Source organism: Planococcus halocryophilus (genome assembly GCF_001687585.2).
Classification (GTDB): Bacteria; Bacillota; Bacilli; order Bacillales_A; family Planococcaceae; genus Planococcus; species Planococcus halocryophilus.
On sequence record NZ_CP016537.2, the window covers coordinates 841,526 to 857,119 of the forward strand.

A 15,594-nucleotide genomic window follows, 5' to 3' on the forward strand; every position below is an offset into this window, starting at 1 on the left:
TATGTCATTAAAGACGGAATAATTAGAAATTTTGACTATAATATAGATTAATTTTCATACATTATTGCAGATGATAGTTACGCAAAGGAATCGCTATACTAAACTCACGGATATAATATTCCGAAAATTTAAAAAGTAACACCGATTTTACTAAAGAGGGGGATAGTTCCTATGTCAGTTGGCACTGCAGAGTATCAAACAAGAATTTGGAAGACAAAAGAACGAATGGCATTGAAAGGAATAGAAGTTTTGCTTATTACAGATCCAGCAAATATGAACTACCTCTCCGGTTACGATGGCTGGTCATTTTATGTCCATCAAATGTTAATCGTTATAAACGACGAAGATCAGCCAATCTGGGTAGGACGCACAATGGATGCGAATGCTGCAAAAATTACCACGTGGCTATATCACGACAATATCATTTCGTATCCTGATACGTATGTTCAGTCGGAGACAAAACACCCGATGGATTTCGTAGCCGATATTTTAAAGCAAATCGGACAAGATAAACGTCGTATAGGAGTCGAAATGGAAAATTATTATTTCACTGCCAAATGTTATGAACAATTGAAAAAAGGATTGCCGAATGCAACTTTTCAAGATGCGACTTTATTAGTGAACTGGGTGCGTATCGTCAAGTCTGATCAAGAAATCGAATATATGAAAAAAGCAGCTGTGCTCGCTGAATTAGCTATGAATGCTGGAATCGAAATGATTAATGAAGGGGTTCGTGAATGTGATGTTGCAGCCAAAATTCTCTATGCACAAGTGACAGGAACAGAAGAGTTTGGTGGAGATTACCCAGCCATTATGCCACTTATGCCATCGGGGGAAAAAACATCAACTCCTCATTTAACATGGACTGATACGCGTTATAAAGCCAACGAATCAGTCATTTTAGAATTGGCTGGTTGTTATAAGCGATATCATTCCCCGTTAGCCCGGACAATCCATATTGGAAGTCCGAGCGAAGAATTAAAAAAACTTGCGCAGGTGACAGTAGAAGGTATTGAGGACTGCCTTTCCATCATCAAACCAGGAATTGCTTTAGAAGAAGTTTGCGAAACTTGGACCAAGTCAATTGCTAAATACGGTTATACAAAAGAGTCGCGAATCGGTTACTCGATGGGACTAAATTATCCACCTGATTGGGGTGAGCATACAGCCAGTATTCGGAAAGGCGATCGGACGATTTTACAACCGAATATGACTTTCCATATGATTCCAGGGATGTGGTATGACAAATCTGGTTTTGAAGTAAGTGAATCTTTTCGGATAACTGAAAATGGTTGCGAAACCTTCGCCAATTTACCTAGAGGACTTTACGTCAAAAACGAAGCATTAATCAGATAGGAACTCGAGGAGTGAGGCAAAATTGATGATCTTCACAGAGCAAAAGCTGAGGCAGTATATCACTCTAAATCAGGACACTCTATCGATAATCGAAGACAGCTTCACTAAACTGGCGCAACAACAAGTGGTGATGCCGCCTATTATGCGGCTTGATATTCATGACTACAACGGTGAAGTAGATGTGAAAACGGCATATGTAAAAGGCAAAGCAATGTTTGCCATTAAAGTTTCTTCTGGATATTTTGATAATCCAAAACAAGGCTTACCAAGTGGTAGTGGATTCATGATGCTGATGGATACAAAAACCGGTATCCCACAAGCTCTATTTCTAGATAATGGATACTTAACCGACGTCCGAACTGCAGCAGCAGGTGCCATTGCTGCAAATTATTCATCTAAAAAAACAGTCGAGACAGTTGGCATTATCGGATCCGGCAGTCAAGCCAGGTTGCAGTTGACTGCTTTAACTTTGGTTCGAGATTTTAAAAAAGTACTGGTCTATTCAAGGTCTGCTAAAGCTGCCTATCGATTTGCAGAAGAAATGAGCTCAGCACTCAACATAACAGTTCAAGTTGCAGAAAGTGCTAAAGAAGTGATCAAGAAGAGCCAATTGGTCGTGACGACGACTCCTGCAACTGAGCCGCTAGTAAAAGCAGAATGGTTACATTCCGGTTTGCATATTACGGCGATGGGGTCAGATGCTGAACATAAGCAAGAGCTAGAAGCAGAAGTCTTGTCATCTGCAGATAAAATAATTTGTGATACGACCGCACAATGTATGCGCCTCGGAGAACTGCATCATGCTTTGGCCAGTGGAACGTTAAACGATGCTTCTAATGTAATAGAATTGGGTCAATTAACTTCTCAAGAAAAAAAGGGGAGAGATCATGACGATCAAATTACAGTTTGTGATTTGACTGGTACAGGAGCACAAGATACGGCAATTGCGTTGTACGCTTATCGCGAAATGATCAAGCGAAGTAAAGGTATTGAAATTGATTGTAGTCACCAATCACAAAAAAATTAAGAGGAGTGGTCGTATGACACAAAAAGATATTCAGATGGGAACAAAAGCAGTATGGGCAGGAGAAAAAGAATATTTGGTACATGGTGCAACTCAAGTGCCTGTGGTATTGAGCGTAGCTTATACGTATGACGATATGGACGAATGGTACGACGTAGCAATCGGAAAGAAAAAAGGTCATATTTATGGACGCAACACAAACCCAACAGTACAGGCATTTGAAGATAAAGTGAAAATACTAGAAGGTGCAGAAGCAGCAACAAGTTTTTCTACAGGGATGGCTGCCATTAGCAACACACTAGCAACATTTTTACTACCGGGTGATCGCATTGTCTCGGTAAAAGACACATATGGTGGAACCAATAAAATTTTCACTGAATTTCTTCCGCGACAAAATATTGAAGTGGCTTTAGCGGAAACCGGTAACCACGAGTCTATTGAAGCGGAAGTGGCAAAAGGTTGTAAAATCCTTTACTTAGAAACACCAACAAATCCAACAGTCAAAATTACGGATATTGAGCGAATGGCGAAGGCAGGACATGAAGTCGGAGCAATTGTCATTATTGATAACACATTCGGCACACCGATTAATCAAAATCCTCTTGAACTGGGCGTCGACTTGGTCATTCATAGCGCAACAAAGTTTCTCGGGGGGCATGCAGATGCGTTAGGAGGCGTCTTGGTCGGTTCTCAAGAACTCGTTGAGCAAGTTTATCATTACCGTGAAATCAACGGGGCAACGATGGATCCAATGGCAGCTTACTTGACTTTGCGCGGGATGAAGACACTTCATATTCGTGTTCGTGAGCAATGCAAAAATGCAATGGCGCTTGCAAAATACTTACAAACAAAAGAATTGGTCGAAGATGTCTTTTATCCAGGACTTGAAACGCATCCAAACCATGACATTGCGAAAAAACAAATGAAAGATTTTGGCGGCATGCTCAGCTTTGCAGTAAAAGGCGGCGTGGATACTGTACGAGATCTTCTTCCAAAATTGCAATACGCACATCGTGCAGCAAACCTTGGGGCTGTTGAAACAACGGTTGGTCCTGCGCGGACAACAAGTCACGTAGAATGTACGCCAGAAGAACGTGCAGCAATGGGAATTCCTGAAGGCTTGGTTCGAGTGTCTTGCGGAATCGAAAATATTGAAGACATCATTGCTGATTTCGAACAAGCTTTTAAACATGTTGAAAGTGCTGTGAAAATTTAATCATCACGATCCGAGGTGCAAAAGAATGGTAGGACATCATCTTAGTGTTGAGCGAGCCAACGCGATAGCAGACAAATTAATCGAATGGCGGCGTACGTTTCATCGGTTTCCTGAACTCAGCTTTCAAGAGTTCGAGACTAGTCGGTATATTGCAAAACGTTTACAGAAAATAGCTGGCATTAATGTAGAAATTGGCTTAGGTGTAGAAACAAGTGTCGTCGGGACATTGACTTCAGGTGATGGACCGACGATCGCCATTCGAGCAGACATTGATGCACTGCCAATAGATGAACAAAGCGAATGTGATTATCGTTCACAAAACCCAGGTATTATGCATGCTTGTGGTCACGATGCGCATGCGGCAATTTTATTGGGGGCGGCAGAAATTTTAGCTAAGCAATTTAAAGAAATGGATATTCAAGGGACTGTAAAATTTATTTTTCAACCAGCAGAAGAAAGCATAGATGAAGAAGGAATGTCTGGATCTCCTTATCTTGTGCAGGCTGGCGTATACGATGGCGTAGACGCAGCGATTGCGCTTCATATGTGCCCATGGTTGCCTGTTGGAGAAGTACAAATCAATGATGGGTATAGCATGGCAAATGTTGATGTTTTTCAAGCAAGAATTATTGGAACTGGCGGACATGGCGCGTATCCGGAACTTGGAACCGATCCGACTTGGATGTTAGGGCCTGTGTTACAAGCATTGCACGGAATTGTTTCTAGAAAAGTTCCTGCATTGGAAGCGGCAGTAATTAGCATCGGTCAAATTCATGCGGGGACAGCAAGCAACATTATTCCAACTGAAGTGAAAATCGAAGGAACAATTCGCAGTTATTCTTCCGAAATTCGTGACTTGTTATCAAACGAAATACAAAAAGCATTTTCAGTTGTAGATCGTTTAGATGGTGAGTATTCGTTAGAGATTCAAAGAGGAGAGCCAGCATTAGTGAATCATCCAAGCATTAATGACATATTTCTTAAAACAATTTACGAAATCTACCCTAATCTCGGCATCACGAAAAAACCATTTGGTATGGGGGGAGAAGATTTTGGATACGTTACGCAAATATTGCCTGGTTCGATGTTCTTTTTAGGATGTGCTGTTGCGGATGGAGTGCAACGAGATCTTCATACGCCAATTTTTGACATTGATGAAAAGTGTCTGCCAATAGGTGCTGCAATTCTAGCGCAAACAGCACGCAATTTTTTAATCGGAGAGATGTCTTCAACTATTCTTCCAAACAAGCAAGTAATACAAAAAAGTGAGGTGTGAAATCATGGTTCATAAATTAGCATTTATCGGATTTGGCGTAGTTGGACAAGGTTTAGCTGAAATTCTTCATCATAAAAAAGAAGCATTAAAACGCGACGAAAATTTTGAAGCGCAAATTGTGGCGATATCTGATTTTATGAAAGGTTCTATTTATCAGCCAAACGGACTTGATATCGAGTTGGTTTTAAAAACCTTGAAAGAAACCGGAAACCTAGAAAATTATCCTGAAACGACAGGGTTAATCAAAGGATGGGATAGTATAACGACCATTTGCGAGTCCAATGCGGATACGATTATCGAAGTATCTTATACGGATGTGAAAACTGGTCAACCGGCAATCAATCATTGTAAATCAGCATTTGAACATGGCAAAAACGTAGTTATGACAAACAAAGGACCTGTCGCTTTAGCATATAAAGAGCTCTCAGAAATTGCTGAGCAACATGGTGTGTCTTGGGGATTTGAAGGTACCGTGATGAGTGGGACCCCGGCACTTCGTATGCCTAACGCAACACTTGCAGGGAATGATATTACTGAAATACGAGGGATTTTGAACGGGACGACAAATTATATTTTGACGAAAATGGAGAACGAAGGGGTTACATATGAAGAAGCGTTAAAAGAAGCTCAGGCTTTAGGTTATGCCGAAGCAGATCCGACCAGTGATGTAGAGGGATATGATGCGCGCTATAAAATTGTTATTCTTTCAAACTACGTGATGAAAGCTCCATTGACCGTTGAAGAAGTTTCATGCACAGGAATTTCAAGTATTACAGCTAAAGATATTGAAGAAGCGAAAATAGAAGGGAAACGTTGGAAGCTTATCGCAACAGCACGAAAAGATCAAACAGGAGTCATCGCTTCGATTGCTTTAGAAAAAGTGGATTTAGATGATCCGTTAGCATCGATTAGTGGTGCGACAAATGCTATCACTTATGAGACAGATTTACTGGGGGCGGTAACATTAAGTGGAGCAGGAGCTGGAAAAGTCGAAACAGGCTTTTCATTATTGATTGACTTAATAACGATTGCTCGCCAAAAGCAAACAGTAAAACTATAACGAGAGGAGGCGGTGAACCGATGACTACTCATCTTAAAGGTCAAAAAATGTTTATTGCAGGAGAATGGATAAGCAGTGAGAAAACTATTGAAGTTCGTAATCCACAAGATAATACCATCATCGATTTAGTTCCTGCAGCTACGGTTGAGGATATGCTGAATTGTTTAGAAGAAGCAAAAAAAGGTGCAGGCATTGCAGCTGCAATGCCCGTACATCAACGTATGAAAGTAATTCATGGTGCAGCTGATTATATAGAAGAACATCATAAAAAATTTGCACGAATCATTGCAATGGAAAGCAGTAAAACGATCCGTGAAGCAACTAAAGAAGTAGGACGTGCTATTCAAACGCTACGTATAAGTGCAGAAGAAGCAAGACGAATCACCGGAGAAACCATTCCTTTCGATCAATCGCCAGGAAGTGAAAGTCGAATCGGTTATTTTTACCGTTTTCCAATTGGCGTTATCGCAGCAATCACACCGTTCAATGATCCGCTCAATTTAGTAGCACATAAAATTGGCCCAGCGATTGCTTCGGGAAATGCCATAGTGGTCAAGCCCGCGACCGTGACGCCTCTTAGTGCACTGCTCTTGGCGGAAGCTTTTTCGTTTGCTGGATTGCCAGCTAAGGTCTTGTCTGTCATTACAGGCCATGGCAGCGAAATTGGAGATGCACTTGTCACCCATCCGGCAGTCCGGATGATTACCTTCACAGGTGGCCTTGAAGCGGGTGAAAAAATAGTAAGCAAAGCGGGATTGAAGAAAATTAGTATGGAACTGGGTTCGAATTCACCGGTCATTGTGTTGGAAGATGCAGATATAGAGGATGCAGTGGAATCTTGCGTTTCAGGAGCTTTCTGGGCGGCTGGACAAAATTGCTTAGGTGTTCAACGAATTTATGTTGAAAAAAGCATCTTCAAATCCTTCCAAAGCCAATTCGTAGAGCGGACAGAAAAGTACATTATCGGTGATAAACAATCAGAACTTACGGACATGGGGCCAATGATTTCTGAAAAAGAAGCGATTCGTGTCGAGAACCTAGTCGACGAAGCAGTTGAAAAAGGAGCAGTCATTTTAACTGGTGGAGAACGTAACGGAGCCTATTACTTACCAACTGTGCTCACTGATGTGCCAAAAGATTGTAAAGTGGCTCAAGAAGAAATTTTTGGTCCGGTTGTTTTGCTTTATCCCATAGCTGATCTAGATGAAGCAATTGTATTATCAAATAGCGTCAACTATGGCTTGCAGGCTGGAATTTTCACCAAAAACATTGATATGGCTCATAAAGCGATTGCCAAGTTGGATGTCGGCGGAGTACTGGTTAATGACAGCAGCGATTACCGTATTGATGCCATGCCATTTGGTGGAGTTAAGAACTCTGGGTTAGGTCGTGAAGGCATTAAATTTTCGATACAAGAAATGACAGAAACAAAAGTTGTTTGTTTTAAACTGCCTGGCCAATAAAAAAATTATCGACATGGGTGAAGGGGGAAATCTTATGACAAAGAAAAACTTGGAACGTGCTTCTTTTAACAATCCCGTCTTTAAAATATCGGCTACCATTGTCACTTTGTTTGCTTTGTGGGGGATGTTATCTCCCCAAAGTATGACGACAATTGCAGCTGCTGTCGCAAACTATATCGGCAATTCATTTGGTTGGTTCTATATGATGTCCGTCGCGTTTTTCGTGGCATTTTGTCTATTTCTTGCTTTTAGCAAATATGGAAAGATTAAGCTTGGACAAGAAAATGAGAAACCGGAATTTTCATTTTTTGCATGGATCAGCATGTTATTCGCCGCTGGATTTGGCGCAGGGATTGTTTTTTGGGGTGTTGCAGAACCGATGACTCACTTTGCGAATCCTCCTACTGGAAATATTGAACCTCAATCTGCTGAAGCAGCTCGAGTTGCCATGAATTACTCTTTCTTTAATTGGGGATTGCATCAATGGTCGGTTTTCACTCTTGTTGGTTTAGCTCTTGCTTATTTTCAATTCCGAAAAAAAAGCAAATTGCTAATCAGTGAGACACTTGATGGAGTTTCTAAGAAAAAAATGAACAAAACCTTAAAAAGGTCGATCAATATTTTAGCAGTTGTAGCGACAGTGACAGGAGTTGCAACATCTTTAGGTATGGGTGTACTGCAAATAAATGCCGGACTTAGTCATGTTTTTTCTTTGCCCAATACGGGTGGAATGCAGATTGGCATTATCGGCCTCATGTTTGTGTTATTTACCTTATCTGCCATTACTGGTGTTAATAAAGGGATTAAAATATTAAGTAATCTCAATATGGTTTTAGTTGTCGGATTTATGCTGTTCTTTTTGTTTAATGGACCTACTGTTTTCATCCTTGAAACGTTTGTCCTTGGAATTGGAGATTACTTAACGAACTTTGTTGGAATGAGCTTTCAAATGACTCCATATTCAGGAGAAACGTGGGTCAAAGATTGGACAGTGTTTTATTGGGCATGGGTTATTACCTGGTCTCCATTTGTCGGATCGTTTGTTGCACGCATATCAAGAGGAAGAACCATTCGTCAATTTGTGTCAGGCGTAATGATTGTTCCTCCTTTAATCGCCTTTGTATGGATGTCTATTTTTGGAGGAACGGGAATCTACATGGACTTGTTCCAAAACACAGCACTTTCAACAGCCGTTTCTGAAAACGTTGCGACCGCCATTTTTGTTTTCTTAGAACAATTCCCGCTTTATGGTTTGTTATCTGCATTAATGTTAGTGCTTATTATGATTTTCTTAGTTACATCTGCCGATTCTACGGTTTACGTACTCGGAATTATGACTTCTGATGGCAATGAAAATCCATCGAATGCAGTTAAAGGAATCTGGGCTGTCCTAATCGCAGTTATTACGGGAGTACTGATTGTCAGCAGTGGATTGCAGGGGCTTCAATCAGTAGCATTAATAGCGGCCTTGCCGTTTACGGTCATTATGTTATTCATTAGTGTATCGTTAATGAAATCTTTGTCTCAAGAAAAATTTGAAGTGGTTATTGAAGAACATGAAGTAAAATTGAATCCGGTTCAGGCTTCGACAAAGTCTTCATCAAAAGAAGGAGAGCGACAAAAAAATCCTAAAAATAGTTCCGTCGAAATTTGACGGAGCTTTTTTGCGTTTTCGCATTCAATATACATTGATCAGGTGAATAGGTATATATAATTAGGTAAATAGTTTCACTTACTATATTCACGTTCAATCCACTAGAAAATTTCCCAATTACGAAAAACGGAAACTTCTGCTAACTTTAAATGTGTGGCAGCGTCCTCAAGTCGGACATATGCGAAAGCGCGGGACGCCGTAGCTGGAGTCAGTTGCCATAAACCATATTGGAAAAGGGGATTGAACGATGAAAAAATCGGCAAAATTCATTACGACAGCAATATTGACAGCTACTATGTTAATACCGGCAATGGGCGTCAGCGCAAACGGGGATTCTGTTGAAAAAGCGAATGGCAATGAGAAATTTCGTGTATTGGTTGACTCAGCAAATCAAAAAGAGTTGAAAAATGCTAAAAGCCAATACGGTGTTCATTGGGATTTTGAAAACGAAGGATTCACAACCAATATGAACGAAAAGCAATTTGAAGCACTTCAGAAAAACAAAAATATAACAGTCGAAAAAGTTCCAGAATATAGCATTGATGAAACTTCAGCTGAGCCGCTAGCTCAATACTCAACTATGGCAGCTTCTCAATCCACACCATGGGGGATCAAAGCCATCTATAATAATTCAAACCTAACACAAACTTCTGGTGGAGCAGGTATTAACATTGCCGTACTCGATACTGGAGTGAATGTAAATCATGCAGATTTAGCGAACAATGTAGAACAATGTAAAGACTTTACATTAACTAGTAGCATCACGAATGGCACATGTACCGATCGCCAAGGACACGGAACGCATGTTGCAGGGTCTGCTTTAGCAAATGGTAACGGCGGCTTATACGGAGTAGCGCCACAATCTGACCTGTGGGCTTATAAAGTATTAGGAGATGATGGTTCGGGTTCTTCTGATGATATTGCGACAGCTATCCGCCACGTCGCAGATCAAGCAAGCGCATTAAATACAAAAGTAGTAATTAATATGTCGTTAGGATCTCCAACGGAAAGCAGCTTGATCACGAGCGCTGTTGACTACGCGTATAACAAAGGTGTATTAGTAATAGCAGCAGCAGGTAACTCAGGTCCTTCACAAGGCTCTATTGGCTTCCCAGGGGCTTTAAAAAATGCAGTTGCAGTAGCTGCACTTGAAAATGTTATTCAAAATGGTACACACCGCGTAGCTGATTTTTCTTCACGTGGCTATAGTTTTTACGATGGTGATTATTCTATTGGCAAATACGATGTTGAAATTTCAGCACCTGGCGCAGCAGTTTATTCCGCGTGGTATACAGGTGGCTATGCGACGCTAAGCGGAACATCGATGGCTTCGCCGCACGCAGCAGGACTTGCTGCTAAAGTTTGGGCAGCAAATCCAAGTGCAACAAACGTACAGGTGAGAGCAGATTTACAAAACCGTGCAAAATCATATGATATTCTCTCAGGATATGGTGCAGGCTATGGCGATGATTATGCATCAGGTTTCGGTTTTTCACGCGTTCAATAATGATAGACGTTACAGTTAGCAAAAGCGACAACCCTGTCAAAAATGTCAGGGTTGTTTTTTTGTGATATATTTTATTTATTCTGTTAAAAAGGGTGAAATTATGAATGTCGGTTCAATCATCAAGTATTATCGGACAAAAAATGGTCTAACGCAGTCACAATTGGCGGAAGGCATTTGTTCAATTTCACATTTAAGCAAAACTGAATCGAATGCTTACAGCCCCCATGAATCTACCATCAAAGCATTGTTGTTAAAAATGGGTGTTCAATTGAACAAAGAGATGGATAAACATAAACAGCTCGAGCGGACGATTGGACAATTTATCGATTGTTCGCTTCATTACGATCTAGAAACGATGAGAAGAATTTATAAGCAGTTGGAAAGAGAAAATGATTATATTCAATCAACCGATTTGGTCAATCAATACGAACTTTATAAATTTCGTTTTTATATTTACGATTATAATTTGACCAAAGCGGAACAACAGAAAAAGCTATTAGAACGAATGAAAGCTTCTTTTTTAGCGCCAGAACTCTGGGTTCATCAATTTTTTCAATCGCTATACTTCTCAATGGTGGGCGACAACATAAAATCTTTTGAATTTCTAAACAAAATGGATATAGGGATTCAAAGCATTCCACAGAAATTTGAAGGAGAGTTTTATTATCAAAAGGCGCGAATGTTAGTGCTTGCAGACCGTTACGAACTGTCAGCACATTTTGCTGAATTGGCGGTTCAATCTTTCCAACTCCACCACAATTACATCCGACTACTCCATGCCCAAATGCTTTTAGCGATCAACTATACACGTAGAAATTTGCTTGTTCAGGCAGAGAGTCTCTATGAAGTACTAATTCGCAACACCCATTTAACTAATCAAACAGCGTTACACAACCAAACGCTTTATAATTACACAGAATTATTAAGGATGAAACATGCCCATGGTGAAGCGTTAGTGATTCTTCAATCGTTAAAAGAAGCAGTAGAACGGGATACGTATTTCTACAAAGCTGTTTTAACGAGTTTATTAGAATCTATGATGGAAACGGGCCAAGATCCTTCTATACACATTGAAGAATTGAAAGCGATAAGTACTAAGCCAGAAGAAGAGTTTTTTCGAATTTATGCCAATTATTTTGAGAAAAGGAATTTTTCCCAACCAGACCTTATGACCTATTGTGAAGATATAATGTTCCAATTTTTCAGAAATAATGGTTATATAAAAGAAACAAGAAATGTTGCAGCGGAACTTGCACGTCATTATAGCAAGCAGCAACAATGGGAAAAAGCGTATTTCTATCAATCTTTCTGGAATGAGAATGGTGGTGAGTTGAATTGATGAAGAAAAAACTAATAGTCTTGTCTATTATGTATACAGGTTTACTATCTGCCGTTGTACTTGGCGGTCCAAATGTTTTACCTCCACTTTAATGAATAAAAAAGCTGCTTACTTTTAAGCAGCTTTTTTCATTGCCTAGATTCACGTACGATAAGAAAAAAGGGGAGAGACATATGTATAAGAAGAAACAATATGCTTTTAGTGATAACAAGCCCGTTTTAGTGGAAATACGACAATACACAAAATCAGATTTTCCGGCATTGATTGCCATTCAAAAAGAAAGTTTCCCCCACCCGTTTCCGGAGGAACTTTGGTGGAACTCAGAGCAGCTGACAAACCATACGGAATTATATCCTGAAGGTGCTATATGTATCGAAGTCGAAGGAGAAATTGCTGGGTCGATTACAGCTTTGCTAACAGATTTTGATCCAATATCACCAATGCATACGTGGGAGGATGCAACAGATAATGGCTATATTCGAAATCACAATCCAAAAGGCAACACTTTGTATATCGTCGACATCTGCATTCGTCCTAAATACCGATCGTTAAAACTAGGTCAGTTATTAATGCATGCGATGTATGAACGTGTTATAGAAGATGAGTTAGACCGATTGCTTGGTGGAGGAAGGATGCCAGGGTTTCATGAATTTTCTGATCGGCTCACTGCAGAACAATACGCTGAGCAAGTAGTATCGGGGGAAATTAAAGATCCGGTTCTTTCTTTCTTACTAAGCTGCGGCAGAACACCAGTGTGCATCGTAAAAAATTATTTAGAAGATGAAGAGTCTAGAGGATATGCACTATTAATGGAGTGGGAAAATCCTTTTCATCATGAACAATAGGAAAACTAAAAAAACAAGCCGCAGCAGATGCGGCTTGTTTCAACTTATAGACAACTGAAGTATTGGGAAGAGATTGCTCCAATTCCTCTTCTTTTTGACTTCTCTATTTATAGAAAAATTTCGACATTATTTAGATTACCTATTTATTGTAGACGCTAGCAGTGGCGCGTCCATGGGGTAGACGAGGCAAGAAGACAGGTGGTTTTCCTGGCTTCTTGCGGGAGTCATCCTCAAAGCGACCAGCGCGGTTTTACGACTTCGCAAACTGCACAAGGGGATTTTTCTGTTTATATATCAAAACGAAATGCTTTAACGGTAATGCCGTCATTTAATAGTTTAAAGTCAAGTGAAGAAACACGTTTAAAGCCCATTTTTTCATACAAGTCGATGGCGTTCTTCATAAAACATTCTGTATGTAAACAGATTGATTTTTGTTTGCGAATTTTGGAAATATCGATGCAATGTTCAACAAGTGCTTTGCCAACTCCACGTGAGCGAAACTCAGGAGTCACTGCTAATAAACGGATTTCAGGATATTCGCTTATCTCTTGTACTCCGGTATATGTATGGGATCCACAAGGAAATAATACGATACTCCCCACAATTTCCCGACCGATCTCGACTACAAATACTTCTACACCAGGTTGTAACTCATTAGCAGAAGCCAAATTGGATTTCAGTCGTCCCCAATGTTTCGGTGACAGTTCTTCTTGGAAACATTGCTAAGCAGCAATGCGCTGGTCTTTTAGTATATGAAATTCATCTCTCTTAGCTTCCCGAATCAACAAATCTTCATCCCCTTTAATTCAAAATACTAGAGTTGTGAAATAATGTAGAAGAAATACCGGGATGAATAATAGTGAAAGTCCATCGATTCATTAGATGTAACAGAGAGACTCATCACAAGGCTAAATAAAAAAGTTATTCTAGACAAACTAATTATAAATTAATATATTGCATATAACAAGGGAGGGGTTGGTTATGATAGAATGTAAGCGAATACATTTGTAAATTATTTGACGATTAAAAAAATAATGAAATATTATTCTTTTATTCGTTGAATTCTGACAAATGTGTTCTATAATAAATAGAAAAGAAAGGAAGGATAAATGATGAAAAAAGATTTGCGTATCAACAGCAAAGTTTTTAGTGAAGGGGCCATGAGAGCGCCTAACCGAGCGATGCTTCGTTCAGTAGGAGTGACAGACGAAGATTTTAAAAAACCAATGATCGGCGTCGCTAGCACGTGGAGTGAAGTGACGCCATGTAATATACATATTGATGACTTAGCAATTAGTGCCAAAAAAGGCGCTAGAGCAGCTGGAGGCGTCCCATTTATCTTTAATACAATCACGGTTTCTGATGGAATCTCAATGGGCACAGAAGGGATGAAGTATTCACTTTCAAGCCGAGATGTGATTGCAGATTCAATTGAAACAGTGGTAGGAGCAGAAAGTTTGGATGGCTTAGTCGCAATTGGTGGCTGTGATAAAAACATTCCAGGTTGCTTAATTGCTATTGCAAACTCTGAAGTTCCAGCTGTTTTTGTTTACGGAGGAACGATCGCTCCAGGTCGCCACAATAATAGAGATATTGATATTGTTTCTGTATTTGAAGGTGTGGGCCAACATAATAACGGCGACATGGATGACAGTACGTTACGCAATATCGAGTGTGGTGCATGTCCAGGCGCTGGGTCATGTGGCGGAATGTATACAGCCAACACAATGGCATCTGCTGCTGAAGCGATGGGAATGAGTTTGCCAGGAAGTTCTTCAAATCCAGCGGTATCAGCTGAGAAATTAGCGGATTGTGAAAAAGCAGGAGCAGCTGTACATAATTTACTTGAATTAGATATTTATCCAAAAGACATCATGACAAAAGAAGCATTTGAAAATGCGATTACGGTAGTCATGGCGCTAGGTGGATCGACAAATGCAATTCTTCATTTATTAGCGATAGCTCACGCGGCTGAAGTGGATTTAACGATTGATGACTTTAACCGATTGCAAAAAACGGTACCACATTTGGCTGATTTAAAACCAAGTGGAAAATATGTTATGCAAGATTTGCACCGAGTTGGCGGGGTTCAAGCGGTTATGAAAATGTTGCTAGAAGCTGGTTACTTGCATGGCGACTGTATGACGGTAACCGGAAAAACAGTGGCAGAAAATCTAAACGAAGCTCCGGCATTGCAAGAAGGTCAAGTAGTCATCATGCCTTTCGATAATCCGAAACGTAAAGATGGTCCACTCATTGTCTTAAAAGGAAACTTATCACCAAGCGGCGCAGTAGCAAAAGTATCGGGTGTGAAAGTAAAACGCCATGCAGGTCCTGCTCGCGTTTACAACAATGAAAAAGAAGCAACAGATGCTGTAATGGCCAATGAAATTAACGAAGGTGATGTATTAGTTATTCGTTATGTAGGACCAAAAGGTGGTCCGGGAATGCCGGAAATGCTGTCAGTTTCTGCAATTCTTGTCGGTAAAGGTATGGACGCATCAGTTGCATTACTGACAGACGGACGTTTTTCCGGCGGTACTCACGGCTTAGTAGTGGGCCATATCGCACCAGAAGCTCAAGTTGGCGGACCAATTGCCTTGCTTGAAGAAGGAGATATCGTAACTATCGATTCCGAGTTACAAGAAATTTCGATGGATGTATCTGAAGCTGAGTTGGAAGAACGCCGAAAACGTTGGGTTGCTCCACCGCTTCATAAAAAAGGTGTGCTCGGTAAATATGCGCATAATGTTTCTTGTTCATCAAAAGGAGCAGTTACTGATTACCTGAACCGTTCATAAAAAGGGATTAACTAAGACAGACTTTGGCAGTCAGTTGACTTTCATGAAACCGT

At 40.3% G+C, this 15,594-nt stretch carries 11 protein-coding genes and 1 pseudogene; 11 read left to right on the forward strand and 1 reads right to left on the reverse strand.

Annotation, left to right across the window (positions count from 1 at the left end; genetic code table 11):
- Window positions 1-171 precede the first annotated feature (171 nt).
- The 10 genes from BBI08_RS04165 (at window position 172) to BBI08_RS04210 (ending at window position 12,740) form a co-directional block, all read left to right on the forward strand.
- Window positions 172-1,356, forward strand: a complete 1,185-nt coding sequence (locus tag BBI08_RS04165; RefSeq protein ID WP_008496725.1) for a M24 family metallopeptidase — start codon at window positions 172-174, stop codon at window positions 1,354-1,356.
- A 22-nt stretch (window positions 1,357-1,378) separates the two neighbouring features.
- Complete coding sequence (locus BBI08_RS04170; protein ID WP_065528526.1) at window positions 1,379-2,383, forward strand: cyclodeaminase; 1,005 nt, start codon at window positions 1,379-1,381, stop codon at window positions 2,381-2,383.
- Between the two features lie 13 nt (window positions 2,384-2,396).
- A complete protein-coding gene (locus BBI08_RS04175) occupies window positions 2,397-3,596 on the forward strand; it encodes a cystathionine gamma-synthase family protein (protein WP_040850517.1) in 1,200 nt (399 codons plus the stop codon).
- 25 nt (window positions 3,597-3,621) lie between these two features.
- Entirely contained in the window at window positions 3,622-4,872 is a 1,251-nt protein-coding gene (locus BBI08_RS04180; RefSeq protein ID WP_008496728.1) for a M20 metallopeptidase family protein, read from the forward strand.
- A gap of 4 nt (window positions 4,873-4,876) precedes the next feature.
- Window positions 4,877-5,932 (forward strand): homoserine dehydrogenase, encoded by a 1,056-nt coding sequence (locus BBI08_RS04185; RefSeq protein WP_008496729.1) that lies wholly within the window; start codon window positions 4,877-4,879, stop codon window positions 5,930-5,932.
- A 20-nt stretch (window positions 5,933-5,952) separates the two neighbouring features.
- Window positions 5,953-7,395, forward strand: a complete 1,443-nt coding sequence (locus BBI08_RS04190; protein ID WP_065528527.1) for an aldehyde dehydrogenase family protein — start codon at window positions 5,953-5,955, stop codon at window positions 7,393-7,395.
- Window positions 7,396-7,429: 34 nt separating this feature from the next.
- Window positions 7,430-9,049 carry a BCCT family transporter gene (locus BBI08_RS04195; protein ID WP_065528528.1) on the forward strand — a complete coding sequence of 540 codons (1,620 nt, stop codon included), beginning with the start codon at window positions 7,430-7,432 and terminating at the stop codon, window positions 9,047-9,049.
- A gap of 247 nt (window positions 9,050-9,296) precedes the next feature.
- Window positions 9,297-10,556: a S8 family peptidase gene (locus BBI08_RS04200; protein WP_008496730.1), complete on the forward strand. Its 1,260-nt coding sequence runs from the start codon at window positions 9,297-9,299 to the stop codon at window positions 10,554-10,556.
- A 100-nt stretch (window positions 10,557-10,656) separates the two neighbouring features.
- Window positions 10,657-11,895, forward strand: coding sequence for a helix-turn-helix domain-containing protein (locus BBI08_RS04205; RefSeq protein ID WP_008496731.1), 1,239 nt, complete (start codon window positions 10,657-10,659; stop codon window positions 11,893-11,895).
- Window positions 11,896-12,068: 173 nt separating this feature from the next.
- Window positions 12,069-12,740 carry a GNAT family N-acetyltransferase gene (locus BBI08_RS04210; RefSeq protein WP_008496732.1) on the forward strand — a complete coding sequence of 224 codons (672 nt, stop codon included), beginning with the start codon at window positions 12,069-12,071 and terminating at the stop codon, window positions 12,738-12,740.
- A gap of 287 nt (window positions 12,741-13,027) precedes the next feature.
- Here the strand turns inward: BBI08_RS04210 and BBI08_RS04215 are convergent.
- Window positions 13,028-13,447, reverse strand: a pseudogene (locus BBI08_RS04215) (GNAT family N-acetyltransferase); the annotation flags it as partial.
- Window positions 13,448-13,852: 405 nt separating this feature from the next.
- On the opposite strand from BBI08_RS04215, the gene ilvD reads away from it, so the two are divergent.
- Window positions 13,853-15,541 carry a dihydroxy-acid dehydratase gene (ilvD, locus tag BBI08_RS04220; RefSeq protein ID WP_040850489.1) on the forward strand — a complete coding sequence of 563 codons (1,689 nt, stop codon included), beginning with the start codon at window positions 13,853-13,855 and terminating at the stop codon, window positions 15,539-15,541.
- Window positions 15,542-15,594: the final 53 nt, after the last annotated feature.